At 65.9% G+C, this 15,753-nt stretch carries 8 protein-coding genes and 3 rRNA genes; 3 read left to right on the plus strand and 8 right to left on the minus strand.

Features of this window, described 5'->3' with window-relative positions:
- Positions 1-161 precede the first annotated feature (161 nt).
- From AC0VYM_RS00185 to AC0VYM_RS00220, 8 genes are all read right to left on the minus strand, one after another.
- Positions 162-2,207 carry a helix-turn-helix domain-containing protein gene (locus AC0VYM_RS00185; protein WP_475463302.1) on the minus strand — a complete coding sequence of 682 codons (2,046 nt, stop codon included), beginning with the start codon at positions 2,205-2,207 and terminating at the stop codon, positions 162-164.
- The gene (locus AC0VYM_RS00190) at positions 2,192-3,109 is read right to left on the minus strand and encodes a 3-hydroxybutyrate dehydrogenase (protein WP_475457608.1); all 918 of its coding nucleotides are present in this window, start codon (positions 3,107-3,109) and stop codon (positions 2,192-2,194) included. Before AC0VYM_RS00190 ends, AC0VYM_RS00185 begins: the two co-directional genes overlap by 16 nt.
- A gap of 469 nt (positions 3,110-3,578) precedes the next feature.
- Positions 3,579-3,824, minus strand: a complete 246-nt coding sequence (locus tag AC0VYM_RS00195; RefSeq protein ID WP_378747100.1) for a hypothetical protein — start codon at positions 3,822-3,824, stop codon at positions 3,579-3,581.
- Between the two features lie 140 nt (positions 3,825-3,964).
- The gene (locus AC0VYM_RS00200; protein WP_475457610.1) at positions 3,965-4,447 is read right to left on the minus strand and encodes a MarR family winged helix-turn-helix transcriptional regulator; all 483 of its coding nucleotides are present in this window, start codon (positions 4,445-4,447) and stop codon (positions 3,965-3,967) included.
- A gap of 300 nt (positions 4,448-4,747) precedes the next feature.
- Entirely contained in the window at positions 4,748-6,517 is a 1,770-nt protein-coding gene (locus tag AC0VYM_RS00205) for an AMP-binding protein (protein WP_475457612.1), read from the minus strand.
- A gap of 483 nt (positions 6,518-7,000) precedes the next feature.
- Positions 7,001-7,672, minus strand: coding sequence for a hypothetical protein (locus tag AC0VYM_RS00210; protein ID WP_475457614.1), 672 nt, complete (start codon positions 7,670-7,672; stop codon positions 7,001-7,003).
- A 163-nt stretch (positions 7,673-7,835) separates the two neighbouring features.
- The gene (locus AC0VYM_RS00215; protein WP_475457616.1) at positions 7,836-8,273 is read right to left on the minus strand and encodes a DUF6114 domain-containing protein; all 438 of its coding nucleotides are present in this window, start codon (positions 8,271-8,273) and stop codon (positions 7,836-7,838) included.
- Entirely contained in the window at positions 8,264-8,977 is a 714-nt protein-coding gene (locus tag AC0VYM_RS00220) for a DUF6230 family protein (RefSeq protein ID WP_475457618.1), read from the minus strand. Before AC0VYM_RS00220 ends, AC0VYM_RS00215 begins: the two co-directional genes overlap by 10 nt.
- A 1,198-nt stretch (positions 8,978-10,175) precedes the next feature.
- On the opposite strand from AC0VYM_RS00220, the gene AC0VYM_RS00225 reads away from it, so the two are divergent.
- From AC0VYM_RS00225 to rrf, 3 genes are all read left to right on the plus strand, one after another.
- Positions 10,176-11,708, plus strand: a 16S ribosomal RNA gene (locus AC0VYM_RS00225).
- Positions 11,709-12,014: 306 nt separating this feature from the next.
- Positions 12,015-15,104: ribosomal RNA gene (locus AC0VYM_RS00230) — 23S ribosomal RNA — on the plus strand.
- Positions 15,105-15,201: 97 nt separating this feature from the next.
- Positions 15,202-15,317: ribosomal RNA gene (rrf, locus tag AC0VYM_RS00235) — 5S ribosomal RNA — on the plus strand.
- Together the 16S, 23S and 5S rRNA genes form the textbook arrangement of a ribosomal RNA operon.
- The last annotated feature ends 436 nt before the right edge of the window (positions 15,318-15,753 follow it).

Raw genomic sequence — 15,753 nt, forward strand, 5'->3', positions numbered from 1 at the left:
CTCGATGAGGGACCCGGAGTCCAGTCCACTTCCTCAACCAATGTTGAGGTCAACCCCCTGGGGGTCGGTTCCCGTTCGGCCGGGGGCGTCGGGGCACGCGATGCGCGGCCGAACCGCGCCCCGGTGGTCGGCGGCGTGGTCCGGACGGCGGCGTGGTCTCGTCAACCTCGGCCGTCGCCGTGGACTCGACCATGGCCGTGGTCGCTGAGCAGATCCACGCCCTGGTCGAGCAGACCGTGCAGGTGAAGGGCGAGCTGGAGTTCGAGCGCGCGGTCGGGGCGTTGCCAGTCCGCCCCGATCAGGTGCCCGATCCGCTCCAGGCGCTGCGCCACGGTGTTCACGTGGATGTGCAGATCGTCCTTGGCGCGGGACAGGTTGCCCCCGGCGGCGAAGTAGGCGCGCAGGGTCTCCACCAGCAGGGTGCCCCGCTTGGCGTCGTACTCCAGGAGCGGCCCCAGCGCGGCCGTCACGAAGCCGGGCACGTCCCGGTCCTGGCTCAGCAGCAACCCGGAGAACCCGAGGTCGTCGGTGGTGGCGGCGTCCCCGATCCGGCCGAGGGCACGCAGGGTCTGGAGGCACCGCACCGCCTCGGTGAACGCGTCCCGGAAGGTCGCCGGGCCCCGGGTGGGCCCGGCCAGCCCGGTCGTCACCGGGCCGTTGGCGGCGGCGGACAGCTCGGCCGCCACCCGTCCGCCCACCTCGGCCGGGTCGGAACCGGGCAGGGCCAGCACCAGCCGCCCGCCCCGGGAGGCCGCCAGCCCGCCGACCGTCTCGGCGGCGAAGGCCGCCGCCGAACGCAACCGCTGCGGGTCTCCCCCGGGTGCCTCCGCCACCACCAGCACGTGCGGGGTGTCCAGGTCCGCGTGGAGCAGCGCCGCCCGCTGGCGCAGGGACGCCGGATCGCGCGCGGGCACCTCCAGGAGTTCGTTGAGCAGGTCGCCGCGCACCCGGTGCTCGGTCTCGCTGACCGATCGGCGGATGAGCAGGAGCAGGGCGGTGACCATCGCCGCCCGCTCCAGCACCCTCTGGTCGGTGTCGTCCAGCTCCACCCCGCGCAGGACGAGCGTGCCCAGGGGCTCGGCCCCGGCGACCGCCGCCGCGACCCACGCGTCCCCGACCGCAACGGCCCGCCCGCTGGCCAGGGAGGAGCGGGCCGCCTCGGCCAGCTCGGCGTCCTCCCCGGCCGCCCCGGTCATGGTGGCCGCACTGTTCTCCCGGAGCGCTGCCGTCACCCCGGTCACACCCTCGGGGGACGCGGTCACCAGCTCGTCCGAGGTGCGGTCGTGAATGCGCACCGTGCCGCCCAGGACCGCCGCGATCGCTGAGGCGACCTCCCGCACCCCTCCCCCGCCCAGCACGAGGTCGGTGAACCTGTCGTGCGCCGCCGCCGACCTCTCCACCGACGCCGTGTGCTGTTGCAGACGTTCGTTGACGGTGTGCAGCTCGTCCAGGGCCCGGCGGGTGTCGTCGATGAGGTTGGCGTTGTCGATCGCGATCGCGGCGTGCGTGGCCAGCGACGACAGCAGCGCCACCTCCGAGTGGGCGAACGGACGCTCCCGGCGGTTGGCCGCGAACAGCACCCCGACCCTTCGTCCGTTCATCCGCAGCGGCACCCCCAGGATCGCGACCAGGCCCTCCTCCCGCACGCCGTCGTCGATGTTCTCGGCGTGCTCGAACCGGGGGTCCGCGAAGTAGTTGGCGGTCACGTACGGCAGCGACGTGCTGGCCACCAGACCGCCCAGTCCCTTGCCCGGGGCCAGCCGTAGCCGTTGGAAGGTCGCTGAGACCGACCCCGACGTCACCCGCATGTAGGTGTCGCCCGCCTCCGGGTCGCTCAGAGTCAGATAGGCGACGTCCGTCCCGAGCAGGTGCCGCGCCCGCTCCACGATCGCCCGGAGCACCTGGTCGAGGCTGCGCATCCCGGCGAGGTCGTTGGCGGTCTCGAACAGCGCGCTCAGCTCCGACTCGCGCCGCTGCCGGTCCCGCAGCACCGCGCGCACCCGCAGCGCGGCCAGTTTGGCGTTCTCCAGCGCGGCCACCGTCTCCGCGTCCGAACCGTCCGAGCGGGCGCGGAGCACCGGCCGCTCGTACTCGACGGCCGGTGCGTCACGCAGCAGCAGCTCCAGGAAGAGCGCCTGCTGCTCGGCCCCCGATCTCTCGGGGGAAGGGTCCTGAGGGACAGGGGTGGTGTTCAGCTCGAACTCCAGGCTCCGTCGATGGGCAGGGACGCCCCGTTGACGAAGGACGCGTCTTCGGAGCACAGGTAGGCGACCATCTCGGCCACCTCCGAGGGTTCGATCAGCCGCTTCACCGGGGTGCGGGCCAGCAGGACCTCCGAGATCACCTGGTCCACGGGGATGCCGTGCGCCTCGGCCTGGTCCGCGATCTGCTTCTCCACCAGCGCGGTCCGCACGTAGCCGGGGTTCACACAGTTGGAGGTCACACCGCGGGGGGCACCCTCCAGGGCGACCACCTTCGAGAACCCCTCCAGCCCGTGCTTGGCCGCCACGTAAGCGGACTTGTAGGCGGAGGCGCGCAGCCCGTGCACGGAGGAGATGTTGACGATCCGGCCCCATCCGCGCGCGTACATGTGCGGCAGGGCCCCGCGCACCACGCGGAACGGTGACTCGACCATGAGTCGAAGGATGAGGGAGAAACGCTCGGGAGGGAAGTCCTGGACGGCGGCGACCGTCTGTACCCCGGCGTTGTTCACCACGATGTCCGTGCCCCGGGCGGTCTCCTCGGCGGCGTCCAGGTCGGTCAGGTCCAGTTCCACCGGTTCGCCCACGCCTTGGGCGGCGAGTGCGGCCAGGGCGGGTCCGTCGACGTCGACCATCCGGACGGCGGCCCCGGCGGCGGAGAGGCGCAGCGCGCACGCGCGGCCGATCCCGCTGGCCGCGCCGGTCACCAGGGCCGTCCTTCCGGAGAGATCGACCCGTGTCGTGTGGGGAGTGGGAGCGGTTGGGCCGCCGGGGGTGGGCGGGGTTTCGGTGGGGGCGGTACCGGGGGCGGGCGAGGCACCGGGCTCCGAAGGGGGGCGGAGGGAGGGTTCGGCGGGGGAACCGGGGGCCTGCCGCGCGGCCTCCGACGGGAACTCGTGCGTCGTCATGCCAGCAAACTAGGGGCGGCTCGCGGACCGGGGGACGGGGCGTGGAGACACACCCCGGTGTCGGTCCATGTGGGTTCGGCCCATGTGCGGGCCCGGGACCTCCGTGTCGTCCGTCCCCCTGGTCGGGTCCGATCCGGCTCGCGGTTCCCCTCCTCTCCGTGGTCACCGTGTTCCTGACGACGGTGGCGGTGCTGGTCGTCGCGACGCCGCGTGCCTCGGCCGCCGAACTCGCCCCGGTGCCCGCCTTCGGCACCAACCCCGGCGGCCTCTCCGTGTACGAGTACGTCCCCGACGACTCCCCCGGGGCGCGCCCCTGGTCGTCCTGTCGCACGGCTGCACCCAGGACGCCGCCGCCTACGCCCCGGACGGTTGCTGAGGGGCGAGGGGAGCCGTCGCGGTCGGGGCGCCTATGGCCGTGCGGGCGGTTGTCGCGTGGTCGTCGCGGCGCGGCGCGGGGACGGTTGTGAGGTCAGAACCCCGTCCCCGTCCCCTCGGAGTCCCGGGCCAGGTGGCCGAAGTGCGCGGTCACGGCGCCCAGGGCGAAGTGCGCCGCCTGGTGCTCGGTCATCGGGACGATCCCGGCGGGAACCTGGATTCTGAACGGGAACTCGTCCTCGGGGCTGATCCGGAAGTCGTCGATCACCCCTTGGGAGAGCAGGAGGGTCAGGGCCTCGCGGACGTGGCCGTTACGGTTGTCTGAAGCCCAGATCGCCATGCTTCAACGGTAACCCGAAGAGGCCGGAAAGCCGGTGCGGACGGGCTTTCCGGCCCGTCCGCACGGTCCCCCGGACCCTTGGAGGACGGGCACGACCCCCGTGGTGCCCGTCCTCGTGACCGTTCCCCCGAAGGGGACGGCTAGGGTTCCTCGACGCGGGCCTCGCCCGCGAGCACGTGGGCGGTCAGTCTCCGCAGCGCGAGCCTGGTCGCCTCGAACTCCTCGGCGGGCAGGTCGATGACCCGCCCGATGGCCTCCGGGATGCCCCGGGCGCGGGCCCGCAGCGCGGCGCCCTCCCCCGTGGCGGTGACCAGCACCGAGCGTTCGTCGGCGGGGTCGCGTTCCCGGCGCAGGAGGCCGTTGGTCTCCAGGCGTTTGAGCAGCGGCGTGAGAGTGCCGTAGTCGAGTTGCAGTACCGCGCCGATCTCCTTGACCGCGCACTCTCCGCGTTCCCACAGGAGCATCATCACGAGGTACTGGGGGTAGGTCAGGCCGAGCGGATCCAGCAGTGGGCGGTAGAGGTTCGTGACCGCACGCGAGGCCGCGTACAGCGCGAAGCACATCTGCTCGTCGACTGCCGGGAGTTCGAAGTCGCCCGTCTGGGCGGGGGATCGGTCGGGCATCGTTCCACATCGTAGTAACCACGCACCCGATGTCAAAGCCCACAATTGCCTTGTGCACAAGCAAAAAAGGGACACGGGGGACCATGTGTGCGCAACGGGGGGCAAGTTCGCGCGCGACGGGGTCGACCGGCGTTCACGTCGACACCGTCGCGCAGGTTCCGGGCCGCGACGGAGGGGTGGGAGGAGGGCGGGGAGTCGTCAGGGGAGGGAGAGCTGGGGGGATCGGGGCCGGAGGGGTGTTTCGTTGGCGGGGGCAGGGACGCCTCCCTGCCCCCGGCCGTGAACCCGTGACCCCGAGGCTCACTCCTCCGTCCGGTCCGGCGCGCTGCTCGGCAACCGCCGCTTGACCACCTTCCCCGTGGCGTTGCGCGGCAGCTCCTCCAGGACCACCACGTCGCGCGGCACCGAGAAGCGGCCCAGGGCCTCACGGACGTGCATGCGGAGTTCGTACGGATCCACGGAGCGGCCCTCGTAGGGCACCACGTAGGCGGCGAAGCGTTGGCCGAACTCCTCGTCCGGGACGCCGGTCACCACCACCTCGCGCACCGACGGCATCGTCACGATCGCCTCCTCCACCGGTCTCGGGAAGACGTTCTCACCACCCGAAACGATCATGTCGTCGTTCCGTCCGGCCACGTGCAGCAACCCGTGGGCGTCCACGTAGCCGCGGTCGCCGGTCTCCATCAGCCCGTCGGCGATTCGTTTGGTGTTTCCGTTGGTGTATCCGTCGAAGAGCATTTCGTTGCCGACGTGGATGGCTCCCCTGCTCCCCTGCGGTACCTCCCGGCCCCGCTCGTCCAGCACCGCGATCCTGGTTCCGAGGGGAGGCCGACCGGCGGTGGTCGGAGCCAGCCTGAGGTCCTCCGGGGTCGCGATCGTCGCCCACGACACCTCGGTCGACCCGTACAGGTTGTAGACGACGTCCCCGAACGCGTCCATGAAGTCACTGATCAACTGCGGGCTCATCGCCGACCCGCTGCACGCCACGATCCGCAGCGTCGAGGTGTCGTACCGGTCCCGGGTCGACCGGGGCAGGTCCATGATCCTCCGCAGCATCACCGGCACCGCGAACAACACCGTGCACCGCTGCTCCTGGATCGTCCGCAGTACGTCCTCCGGCTCGAACAGGCGACGCATCACCAGAGTCGCCCGCATCGACATGCCCAGCTGGACCCCGGCCAGCCCCCAGGTGTGGAAGACCGGAGCCGAGACGAGGATGCGGTCCCCGGAGTTCAGCGGGATACGTGACAGCACGGAGGCGGCGTCCTGCGGCCCCTTCGGCGTGGGGCGACGGGCCCCCTTCGGAGTACCCGTCGTCCCCGAGGTGAGCACGATCAACCTGCCCGGGCGCTCGGGGGGCGTCGGCGGTCCCGTGGTGTCCGCGCCGTCCGCGGAGAGCAGGTCCCTGGTGGGTATCCGGGGTCCCGGCACGCTCGGTTCACCCCAGGCCGTCACCCGGGGGATCTCCGGAGGCAGGCCCCGGCACAGCTCCTCGAACTCGGCGTCCGCGATCAGCAGCGAGACCTCGTTGCGCCCGATCACGTCGACCAGGGGGCCCGCCGCCAAACCGGTGTTCAGGAGGACGGCGTCGGCGCCGAGGCGCCCGCAGGCGATGGTGGCCTGAACCAGGCCGACGTGGTTGCGGCACAGGATGCCGACCCGGGTTCCCTGACCGACGCCGAGGCCGTGGAGGTCACGGGCGAGAGCGCGCCCGAGCAGGTTCATCTCCCCGAAGGTCGTGCTTCCGGACTCGTCGATCAGCGACACCTGGTCGGGCACACGCTCACCGGCGGCGGCGTAACCGCCCGCGATGGTGGCACCCCAGGTCTTCAACGCGCGGAGCTGGCGGACGATCCGGTCCGGGCGCCCGGGGGAGAGGACCCCGGCCCGCACCAGGACCCGCGCGACCCTCAGCGTGTGCCGGAGCCTCGACAGGGTCGAAGGCGGGGGAGGGGGCGGCGAGGCCGCCGTCGCAGGGGCCGAAGGGGTCGACGGAGCGGGCGGGGCCGACCCGGTCGACGGGGTGGGTCGTTCCGGCGGGGTGGGCGGGCTGCTGGCTTGGGACGCCATGAGGTCTCCGAGGGGGTCCGGGGACGGGCGAAGCGGTCCGCGCCCTCCGAGGAGCCTTCGCCTCGTGACTCCACGGAGTACTGCGACCGTAGGCGAGGAGGCCACGGACTTTCTCCGTCGTCAGGTGAGTGACTACTCGCGCGTAGTTGTCACTGGGGAGAGTGGGTTCGGCCCGGTCACGGACCGGGAGTGCCACCGAGAACCGGGGCGGGTGGAGATCCGCGGGTGCCCGGTGGGCCGGGAAGGTGAGGGATCGGCGCCCGGGTGGGCGGGCGGGCTGCCGTGTTCACGTGGGTGAGGGGAGCGTCGCGGCGACCCCCGGCAGTGGTCGGATCGAGCTGTCGAGGAGTCGAGGAGTCGAGGAGTCGAGGAGTCGACACCGGGGGAGGGCGGGGGAGTGTGCGGGGTGGGGCCGGGCCAGCGTCAGACACGCGTGACCCGACCCCGTTCACTACGGGGACCGTGCGGAACGGCCCCGCTGGATCAGCCGCTCACGGTGACGGGGCTCGCGGGGTCGTCCGCGTTGGTCACCGCGTAGGTGGCGGTGAATCCCGCCTCGCTGACGTTGGGGCAGCCGAAGCTCCCCTCCACCTCGACGGCGGTCGTGGTGTCGAAGGCCAACGTCGAAGCCGGGTCCCCGTTGGTCCACTCGCCTCCGATCGGCGCGTCCGCGTTGGGACTGACCGTGGCGGTGCAGGTGGCCAGACCGGTCGTGTTCACCACGATCCCCGCCGCCGGGACGATCATGGTGGCGAGCGAGGGCGAACCGTGCTGCATCGTCATCTGCCAGACGGGGTCGTTCACGGTGACGGTCGCGTTCACGAGGGCCACGTCGGTCGAGCAGTCCGTGAAGTTCGGGGCGTTGATGGGGCCGCCCACCGCGCCGTCGGGGTTGTGGTTGTCGGGAGCGTCGGGGACCAGGTTGTTGCCGTTGCCGGGTGAGGTCGCGGACACGTCGCAGGTGATCGTGACGTCCCCGGCGGTGAAGACGGCCGATCCGACGAGTTCGGCGGTGAAGGCGGCGCCGGCGGGCTCGACCGTGGTCGGGCCCTGCTGCTCGGCGAGGGCGGGACCGCCCCAGCCGAGGACGAGCGCTCCGACGGCGGCGACGGCCAGGCAGGAGCGGGTGCGGGATCTCGGTCGCGGAACCGACATGGGTACTCCTTGGGTGGGGTGGCCGGGCGGCCCCTGGGGAGGACGCCCGGCGCGGCTGGAGGTGTGTGCACGCGCCGACGTAGGTAGACGTCACTTGTCTGACGGGAACCCGGGACGGGTGGGCGGGGTGGGCAGGGGTACGGTGCCCACTCGCCCCGGGGGATCAGTGGTCTCGCGGACTCGTCGGCTCCTTGTCCCGGGGAGCCCGGCGACGACCGCGCCGTCGACGGGGTGGTCGCGCGAGCGGACGCCAGGCGAAGGCCAGACCGCCCCCGACCAGCGCCAGCAGGGTGCCGACGACGAGCCCGCCGAGGTTGGACAGGATCAGGGCGCCCAGGGCGATGAACCCGGCGAAGCTGCCGGTGATCACGTGCTGGTTCGGGGTGAACCAGGTGACCAGGCCCAGGACGATCAGCATCCCGCTGAACACGAGGGTGGAGACGGCACCGATACCGAGGTGGAGCATCAGCTCCACGGGGATCCGGGTGACCAGCACCATCTCGATCCCGGCCAGGATCATCAGCAGTCCCGCCAGGAACGGGCGCCGCCTACGCCACCTGGTCCACGCTGACCACGGGGTCCGGTCTCCTCTCAGAAGCACTCGGCGTCCCCACGGGAGACACCGAGGCTGAGGTTGTGGAGCTTGAAGGTCCCGGCGGAGGCGGCTCGGGCGGTCTGCTCCAGGTCCTCCACGTGGATGGTGTCGGACTGCATGCCGAACAGGTCCGTGTGGCCGCGGCCTGAGCCGAGCCCGTCGGGGCCCTTGTCGAGGGTGGAGGCGTCCCGGCCGATCTCCATGTTGGTGAACTCGGCGTTGCCGTCCATCTGTTCCATGTCGATGACCAGGTCGGACGCCTGAACCGGGGTGCCGGCGTCCCCGGCGGTCAGCATGAGGGAGATCGAACCGACCAGGGGGAACTCCGTGGTCAGGACGGACTGACACAGACCGGTGATCTCGGCGGACCTGATCCCGGCCGTCGCGAGGGGGACGGGCTCGTCGCGAACGGTCGCGTTGACCCATCCGAACTGGGTGAAGCCCTCACCGTGCATCTCGTCCGCTGCGATCTTGAACTGCTGGCCGGAGATGCTGAAGGAGGCCGCCAGGGCGCCGCTCGCCATGGCGACGAGGATGCCGCCGATGGCCGCCCCGGCTGGGACGCAGAACAGGGCGAAGCGCTTCCAGCTGGTGTGGCTCCCGGGGGAGTCCGTGGAGTACGTGGTGTCCGGGCTGTTCGAGGAAACGGAGGAGGGGGAGCTGGTCGAGCTGGGGGCGCCGCCACGGCCGTCGGGGGATGGGGAGTCCATGCGAGTCCTTCCAAGGGTGCATGACCGCGTTGCGCCCGCCGTCCCCCCGAACTTCCGGCACGCGGCCCGGCTGAACCCTCCCGTGTGCGGGTGGATCCGAGCCAGAGAATGTGTTTCGGTAACGCTGCACATCATGTATCGGGATCGGCTGGATATCAAGAGTTCCGGGTGAAGTTTCGGAACCTTTTCGGAGCGGGGGAAAATGATCTTGTTCCGGAGTTTGGGCGGCTCTGACGTGCGGGAACGCGGGAAAGCCCGTGATGGGCGCGGTTGTTTGGGAAAGTCAAGGGTGAAGGAAAGTGGTTCGCGGCTTTCCTTTGTCACCTGGGTGAGGATTTTCTCTGTCCATGATTCTCATTTCGGTGAGTGGGTGTGTTCCCAGAGGGGCCGTGGGGTTGGGGAGTGAGGCGTGGGAACCGCCTCCAGGGCGGGAGGGAGGGGAGGCAGCACGAGGCGGTGGGGGAGGCGCGACCGCGGGGAGGCGGGGGCAGGGAACACCCATGGCTCGGGGAGGGGAGGCTCGCGGAGGGAACTGGAGGAACGGGCGCGCGTACGCGCACGCGTGGGAGGGCGAGCGCTCGGTGGTGGGGCCTGGGCCGGGTGCTCGAATGGACCTGGCCCCCCGGTGACTGGGGACACAGGGGTTCGGTTTGCCTGGGGTCTGGGCGGGGGGTAATGTTCTCCAGGTCGCCGCGAGACGGTGAGCGGCCCGAGAGGGCCGACTCGAGCCGGGTCGCGATCTCAGACATCCTCTCCGAAACACTCCGGTTCGAGCACTGCTCGGGCCATGTAAACTCGGAGAGTCGCTTCAAGGAAACGAGCAAAAGCCGCAAGGCAGCAACTCGGAACCAAACGAAGCAAAACGGGCTTTACCCCGGTCTGGTCAACACAAACCGCCGATTTGGCGGGGCGCGGAACACCTGATAAAGTAAAGACACAACAAAGCGGAAACGCAGAGGCCTTCTCCGGAAGAGCAGACGGAACCTTGAGGTTCTGGCGCTTGTACGGGAAGAGCGATTGTTTCTTGAGAACTCAACAGCGCGTGTTTGATTTTCTTTAAGCCATGTTTGTTTTGGCCCCGACGCACTTCGGTGCGTAGGGTTCCTTTGATTAACCAACGCGAGTTGGTTGGTCAGGATTTCTTCTAGGTTTACTCGCCCCAGGCTGACCTCTGGTCGCCGGGACGGGTTGTTTGACCTTTATGGAGAGTTTGATCCTGGCTCAGGACGAACGCTGGCGGCGTGCTTAACACATGCAAGTCGAGCGGTAAGGCCCTTCGGGGTACACGAGCGGCGAACGGGTGAGTAACACGTGAGCAACCTGCCCCTGACTCCGGGATAAGCGGTGGAAACGCCGTCTAATACCGGATACGACCCGCCACCTCATGGTGGAGGGTGGAAAGTTTTATCGGTCAGGGATGGGCTCGCGGCCTATCAGCTTGTTGGTGGGGTAACGGCCTACCAAGGCGATTACGGGTAGCCGGCCTGAGAGGGCGACCGGCCACACTGGGACTGAGACACGGCCCAGACTCCTGCGGGAGGCAGCAGTGGGGAATATTGCACAATGGGCGAAAGCCTGATGCAGCGACGCCGCGTGGGGGATGACGGCCTTCGGGTTGTAAACCTCTTTTACCACCAACGCAGGCTCCACGTTCTCGTGGGGTTGACGGTAGGTGGGGAATAAGGACCGGCTAACTACGTGCCAGCAGCCGCGGTAATACGTAGGGTCCGAGCGTTGTCCGGAATTATTGGGCGTAAAGAGCTCGTAGGCGGCATGTCGCGTCTGCTGTGAAAGACCGGGGCTTAACTCCGGTTCTGCAGTGGATACGGGCATGCTAGAGGTAGGTAGGGGAGACTGGAATTCCTGGTGTAGCGGTGAAATGCGCAGATATCAGGAGGAACACCGGTGGCGAAGGCGGGTCTCTGGGCCTTACCTGACGCTGAGGAGCGAAAGCATGGGGAGCGAACAGGATTAGATACCCTGGTAGTCCATGCCGTAAACGTTGGGCGCTAGGTGTGGGGACTTTCCACGGTTTCCGCGCCGTAGCTAACGCATTAAGCGCCCCGCCTGGGGAGTACGGCCGCAAGGCTAAAACTCAAAGGAATTGACGGGGGCCCGCACAAGCGGCGGAGCATGTTGCTTAATTCGACGCAACGCGAAGAACCTTACCAAGGTTTGACATCACCCGTGGACCTGTAGAGATACAGGGTCATTTAGTTGGTGGGTGACAGGTGGTGCATGGCTGTCGTCAGCTCGTGTCGTGAGATGTTGGGTTAAGTCCCGCAACGAGCGCAACCCTTGTTCCATGTTGCCAGCACGTAATGGTGGGGACTCATGGGAGACTGCCGGGGTCAACTCGGAGGAAGGTGGGGACGACGTCAAGTCATCATGCCCCTTATGTCTTGGGCTGCAAACATGCTACAATGGCCGGTACAATGGGCGTGCGATACCGTAAGGTGGAGCGAATCCCTTAAAGCCGGTCTCAGTTCGGATTGGGGTCTGCAACTCGACCCCATGAAGGTGGAGTCGCTAGTAATCGCGGATCAGCAACGCCGCGGTGAATACGTTCCCGGGCCTTGTACACACCGCCCGTCACGTCATGAAAGTCGGCAACACCCGAAACTTGTGGCCTAACCCTTCGGGGAGGGAATGAGTGAAGGTGGGGCTGGCGATTGGGACGAAGTCGTAACAAGGTAGCCGTACCGGAAGGTGCGGCTGGATCACCTCCTTTCTAAGGAGTCTTTTGAAGACCAACACCTTTCTATCGTTGGTCGGACTCGAAAGTGGACCTCACACCCTTCGGGGTGATGGGGAGTGGCTGAAGTGAAATCGAACTTAACCTCCGGCGACTAGAAGCGTCGGGGGGCGCGCTGTTGGGTATCTGAGGAAGCAATCCTTGTGGTTGGTTCCCGCTACCACCTCCAGTAACTCCCACGATCCTGGCCCTTGCGGGTTGGGTTTGTGGTTTGAGGTAGGGGAGTTTGTGGTTGGTGTTTTGATTTGTGAATAGTGTGCGCGAGCATCTTATTATCTGTAGTGGCCAAGTGATAGTGGCACACGGTGGATGCCTTGGCATCAGGCGCCGATGAAGGACGTGGGAGGCCACGATAGGCCGCGGGGAGCTGTCAACCGAGCTTTGATCCGCGGGTGTCCGAATGGGGAAACCTAGCCCGAGTTGTGTCGGGTTGCCGCTACCTGAATGTATAGGGTAGTTGGTGGTGACGCGGGGAAGTGAAACATCTCAGTACCCGTAGGAAGAGTAAACAACAGTGATTCTCCTAGTAGTGGTGAGCGAACGGGGAAGAGGCTAAACCGTGCGCGTGTGATAGACGACAGTCGTTGCGTGTGCGGGGTTGTGGGATGCATCTTTTCAGGTCTGTCGGCCTGGAGCGCTGATGATTTTTCTAGCTGAATCCGTTGGGAAGCGGTACCGGAGTGGGTGAGAGTCCCGTAGGTGAAGGAAGAGTCTAGGTGTTGATGTTCTCCCGAGTAGCGCGGAGCCCGAGAAATTCCGTGTGAATCTGGCAGGACCACCTGCTAAGCCAAAATACGTCCTGATGACCGATAGTGCACTAGTACCGTGAGGGAAAGGTGAAAAGTGCCCCGGTGAGGGGTCGTGAAATAGTACCTGAAACCGTGTGCTGTCAAGCCGTCAGAGCAGTCCTTCGGGGTTGTGATGGCGTGCCTTTTGAAGAATGAGCCTGCGAGTCATGGTGTGTGGCGAGGTTAACCCGGGTGGGGTAGCCGTAGGGAAACCGAGTCTGAATAGGGCGTTTGAGTCGCATGCTGTGGACCCGAAGCGGAGTGATCTACCCATGTCCAGGGTGAAGCGGGGGTAAGACCTCGTGGAGGCCCGAACCCACCAGAGTTGAAAATCTGGGGGATGAGGTGTGGGTAGGGGTGAAAGGCCAATCAAACTCCGTGATAGCTGGTTCTCCCCGAAATGCATTTAGGTGCAGCGTCGCGTGTTTCTTGCTGGAGGTAGAGCTACTGTTTGGCTGATGGGCCCTACAAGGTTACTGACGTCAGACAAACTCCGAATGCCGGTTAAGTGAAGCGTGGCAGTGAGACTGCGGGGGATAAGCTTCGTAGTCGAGAGGGAAACAGCCCAGATCATCAGCTAAGGCCCCTAAGCGTGTGCTAAGTGGGAAAGGTTGTGGAGTTGCCCAGACAACCAGGAGGTTGGCTTAGAAGCAGCCATCCTTTAAAGAGTGCGTAATAGCTCACTGGTCAAGTGGTTCTGCGCCGATAATGTAGCGGGGCTTAAGTACACCGCCGAAGCTGTGAAGTCCAAGTTTATTCTTGGGTTGGTAGGGGAGCGTCGTGCATCCAGTGAAGCTGCCGAGTGATCGAGTGGTGGAGGGTGTGCGAGTGAGAATGCAGGCATGAGTAGCGAAAGCAACGTGAGAAACGTTGCCGCCGATTGACTAAGGGTTCCTGGGGCAGGTTAATCCGCCCAGGGTGAGTCTGGACCTAAGGCGAGGCCGACAGGCGTAGTCGATGGATAACGGGTTGATATTCCCGTACCCGTGCACGAGCGTCCAGTATCGAATCAGGTGATGCTAACCACGCTGGTTCTTGGTGGTCCCTTCGGGGAGTGCCTCTGAACTGGTCTGGGACCCGAGCTTGTAGTAGGTAAGTGATGGGGTGACGCAGGAGGGTAGCTCTACCCGGCGGTGGTTGTCCGGGGGTAAGCGTGTAGGCCGAGGGGTAGGTAAATCCGCCTCTCATGAAGGTTGAGACGTGATGCCGAGCCGTTTTTGGCGAAGTGAGTGATCCCATGCTGTCGAGAAAAGCCTCTAGCGAGTTCGTGTGTGGCCAGTACCCTAAACCGACGCAGGTGGTCAGGTAGAGAATACCGAGGCGTTCGGGTGAACCATGGTTAAGGAACTCGGCAAATTGTCCCCGTAACTTTGGGAGAAGGGGAGCCCTGTCCGGTGAAGAAGCATGCCTTCGGAGCTGGGTGGGGTCGCAGATAGCGGGGGGAAGCGACTGTTTATTAAAAACACAGGTCCGTGCGAAGTCGTAAGACGCTGTATACGGACTGACGCCTGCCCGGTGCTGGAACGTTAAGAGGACTGGTTAGTGGGTTTCGGCCCGCGAAGCTAGGAATCTAAGCGCCAGTAAACGGCGGTGGTAACTATAACCATCCTAAGGTAGCGAAATTCCTTGTCGGGTAAGTTCCGACCTGCACGAATGGCGTAACGACTTCCCCACTGTCTCAACCATGGGCCCGGTGAAATTGCACTACGAGTAAAGATGCTCGTTTCGCGCAGCAGGACGGAAAGACCCCGGGACCTTCACTATAGCTTGACATTGGTGTTTGGGATGGTTTGTGTAGGATAGGTGGGAGCCTGTGAGACTGTCACGCTAGTGGCGGTGGAGGCGTTGGTGAAATACCACTCTGACTGTTTCGGGCATCTAACTTTGGACCGTGATCCGGTTCGGGGACAGTGTCTGGTGGGTAGTTTAACTGGGGCGGTTGCCTCCCAAAGAGTAACGGAGGCGCCCAAAGGTTCCCTCAGCCTGGTTGGTAATCAGGTGTTGAGTGTAAGTGCACAAGGGAGCTTGACTGTGAGACGGACGTGTCGAGCAGGAGCGAAAGCTGGGACTAGTGATCCGGCACCGGCGTGTGGAAGCGGTGTCGCTCAACGGCTAAAAGGTACCCCGGGGATAACAGGCTGATCTTCCCCAAGAGTCCATATCGACGGGATGGTTTGGCACCTCGATGTCGGCTCGTCGCATCCTGGGGCTGGAGTTGGTCCCAAGGGTTGGGCTGTTCGCCCATTAAAGCGGCACGCGAGCTGGGTTTAGAACGTCGTGAGACAGTTCGGTCCCTATCCGCTGTGCGCGTTGGAGACTTGAGAAGGGCTGTCCCTAGTACGAGAGGACCGGGACGGACGAACCTCTGGTGTGCCAGTTGTCCTGCCAAGGGCATGGCTGGTTGGCTACGTTCGGGAGAGATAACCGCTGAAAGCATCTAAGCGGGAAGCTTGCTTCGAGATGAGGTCTCCTGCCTCCTTGAGAGGGTAAGACTCCCTGTAGACGACAGGGTTGATAGGCCGGGTGTGGAAGCCTTGTGAGGGGTGGAGCTGACCGGTACTAATAGGTCGAGGGCTTGTCCGCTGCAGATAATTGGATGTTCGCGCACACTTTGTTCACGAAGCTTGCTCGTGGCTGTCATTCCCTTTCGGGGTTGAGTGGTGGTTGTGGGTGTTGGTTTCCGTGGTGGTTTTGGCAGGAGGGTCACACCCGGTCTCATTCCGAACCCGGTCGTTAAGTCTCCTTGCGCTGATGGTACTGCCCTGTGATGGGGTGGGAGAGTAGGTCGCCGCCACGGTTTTTCTTGGAAGGGAAGGGGAAGGGTTCACGCCTTGGGGTGTGGGTTCTTCTCCTTCTCTTTTTTGTTGCCCTGGTTTGTGCGTTTGTGAATTGTGAGTTTGGGTGGTGGCCCTGAATCCCTGGGGGGGTTGGTGTGGGTGGGCGGCCTCGACGGTGGGGGGTTGCGGTGGCGGGAATCCTCTACGGCCAACCCGCTTTTCCCATCAGCTGAAGGCAGTCACGTGCGGGTCACACCGTACCCCTTGGGGTTTCTCGGTCTATTCAGGGCGGGGCGGGCGGATGGTGCTCTGCCCGCACCGCACTTGGCGGATGAGCGGAACAGTGGCACGACTGGTAGTTCAGGGCCAAGTACGGACACGGGCCACCCCCCAGGACTACTGACGTGTTCTAGAGATGCGTGTCCCCACCACTGGCGAAAACCCCCGCCGTCTAAG

The organism is Nocardiopsis sp. iso_237 (assembly GCF_056173345.1).

Bases quoted from the DNA above. Each gene is read 5' to 3' on its own strand.
- AC0VYM_RS00190 (WP_475457608.1), bottom strand. From the start codon at position 3,109: ATGACGACGCACGAGTTCCCGTCGGAGGCCGCGCGGCAGGCCCCCGGT.
- AC0VYM_RS00195 (WP_378747100.1), bottom strand. From the start codon at position 3,824: ATGGCGATCTGGGCTTCAGACAACCGTAACGGCCACGTCCGCGAGGCC.
- AC0VYM_RS00200 (WP_475457610.1), bottom strand. From the start codon at position 4,447: ATGCCCGACCGATCCCCCGCCCAGACGGGCGACTTCGAACTCCCGGCA.
- AC0VYM_RS00205 (WP_475457612.1), bottom strand. From the start codon at position 6,517: ATGGCGTCCCAAGCCAGCAGCCCGCCCACCCCGCCGGAACGACCCACC.
- AC0VYM_RS00210 (WP_475457614.1), bottom strand. From the start codon at position 7,672: ATGTCGGTTCCGCGACCGAGATCCCGCACCCGCTCCTGCCTGGCCGTC.
- AC0VYM_RS00220 (WP_475457618.1), bottom strand. From the start codon at position 8,977: ATGGACTCCCCATCCCCCGACGGCCGTGGCGGCGCCCCCAGCTCGACC.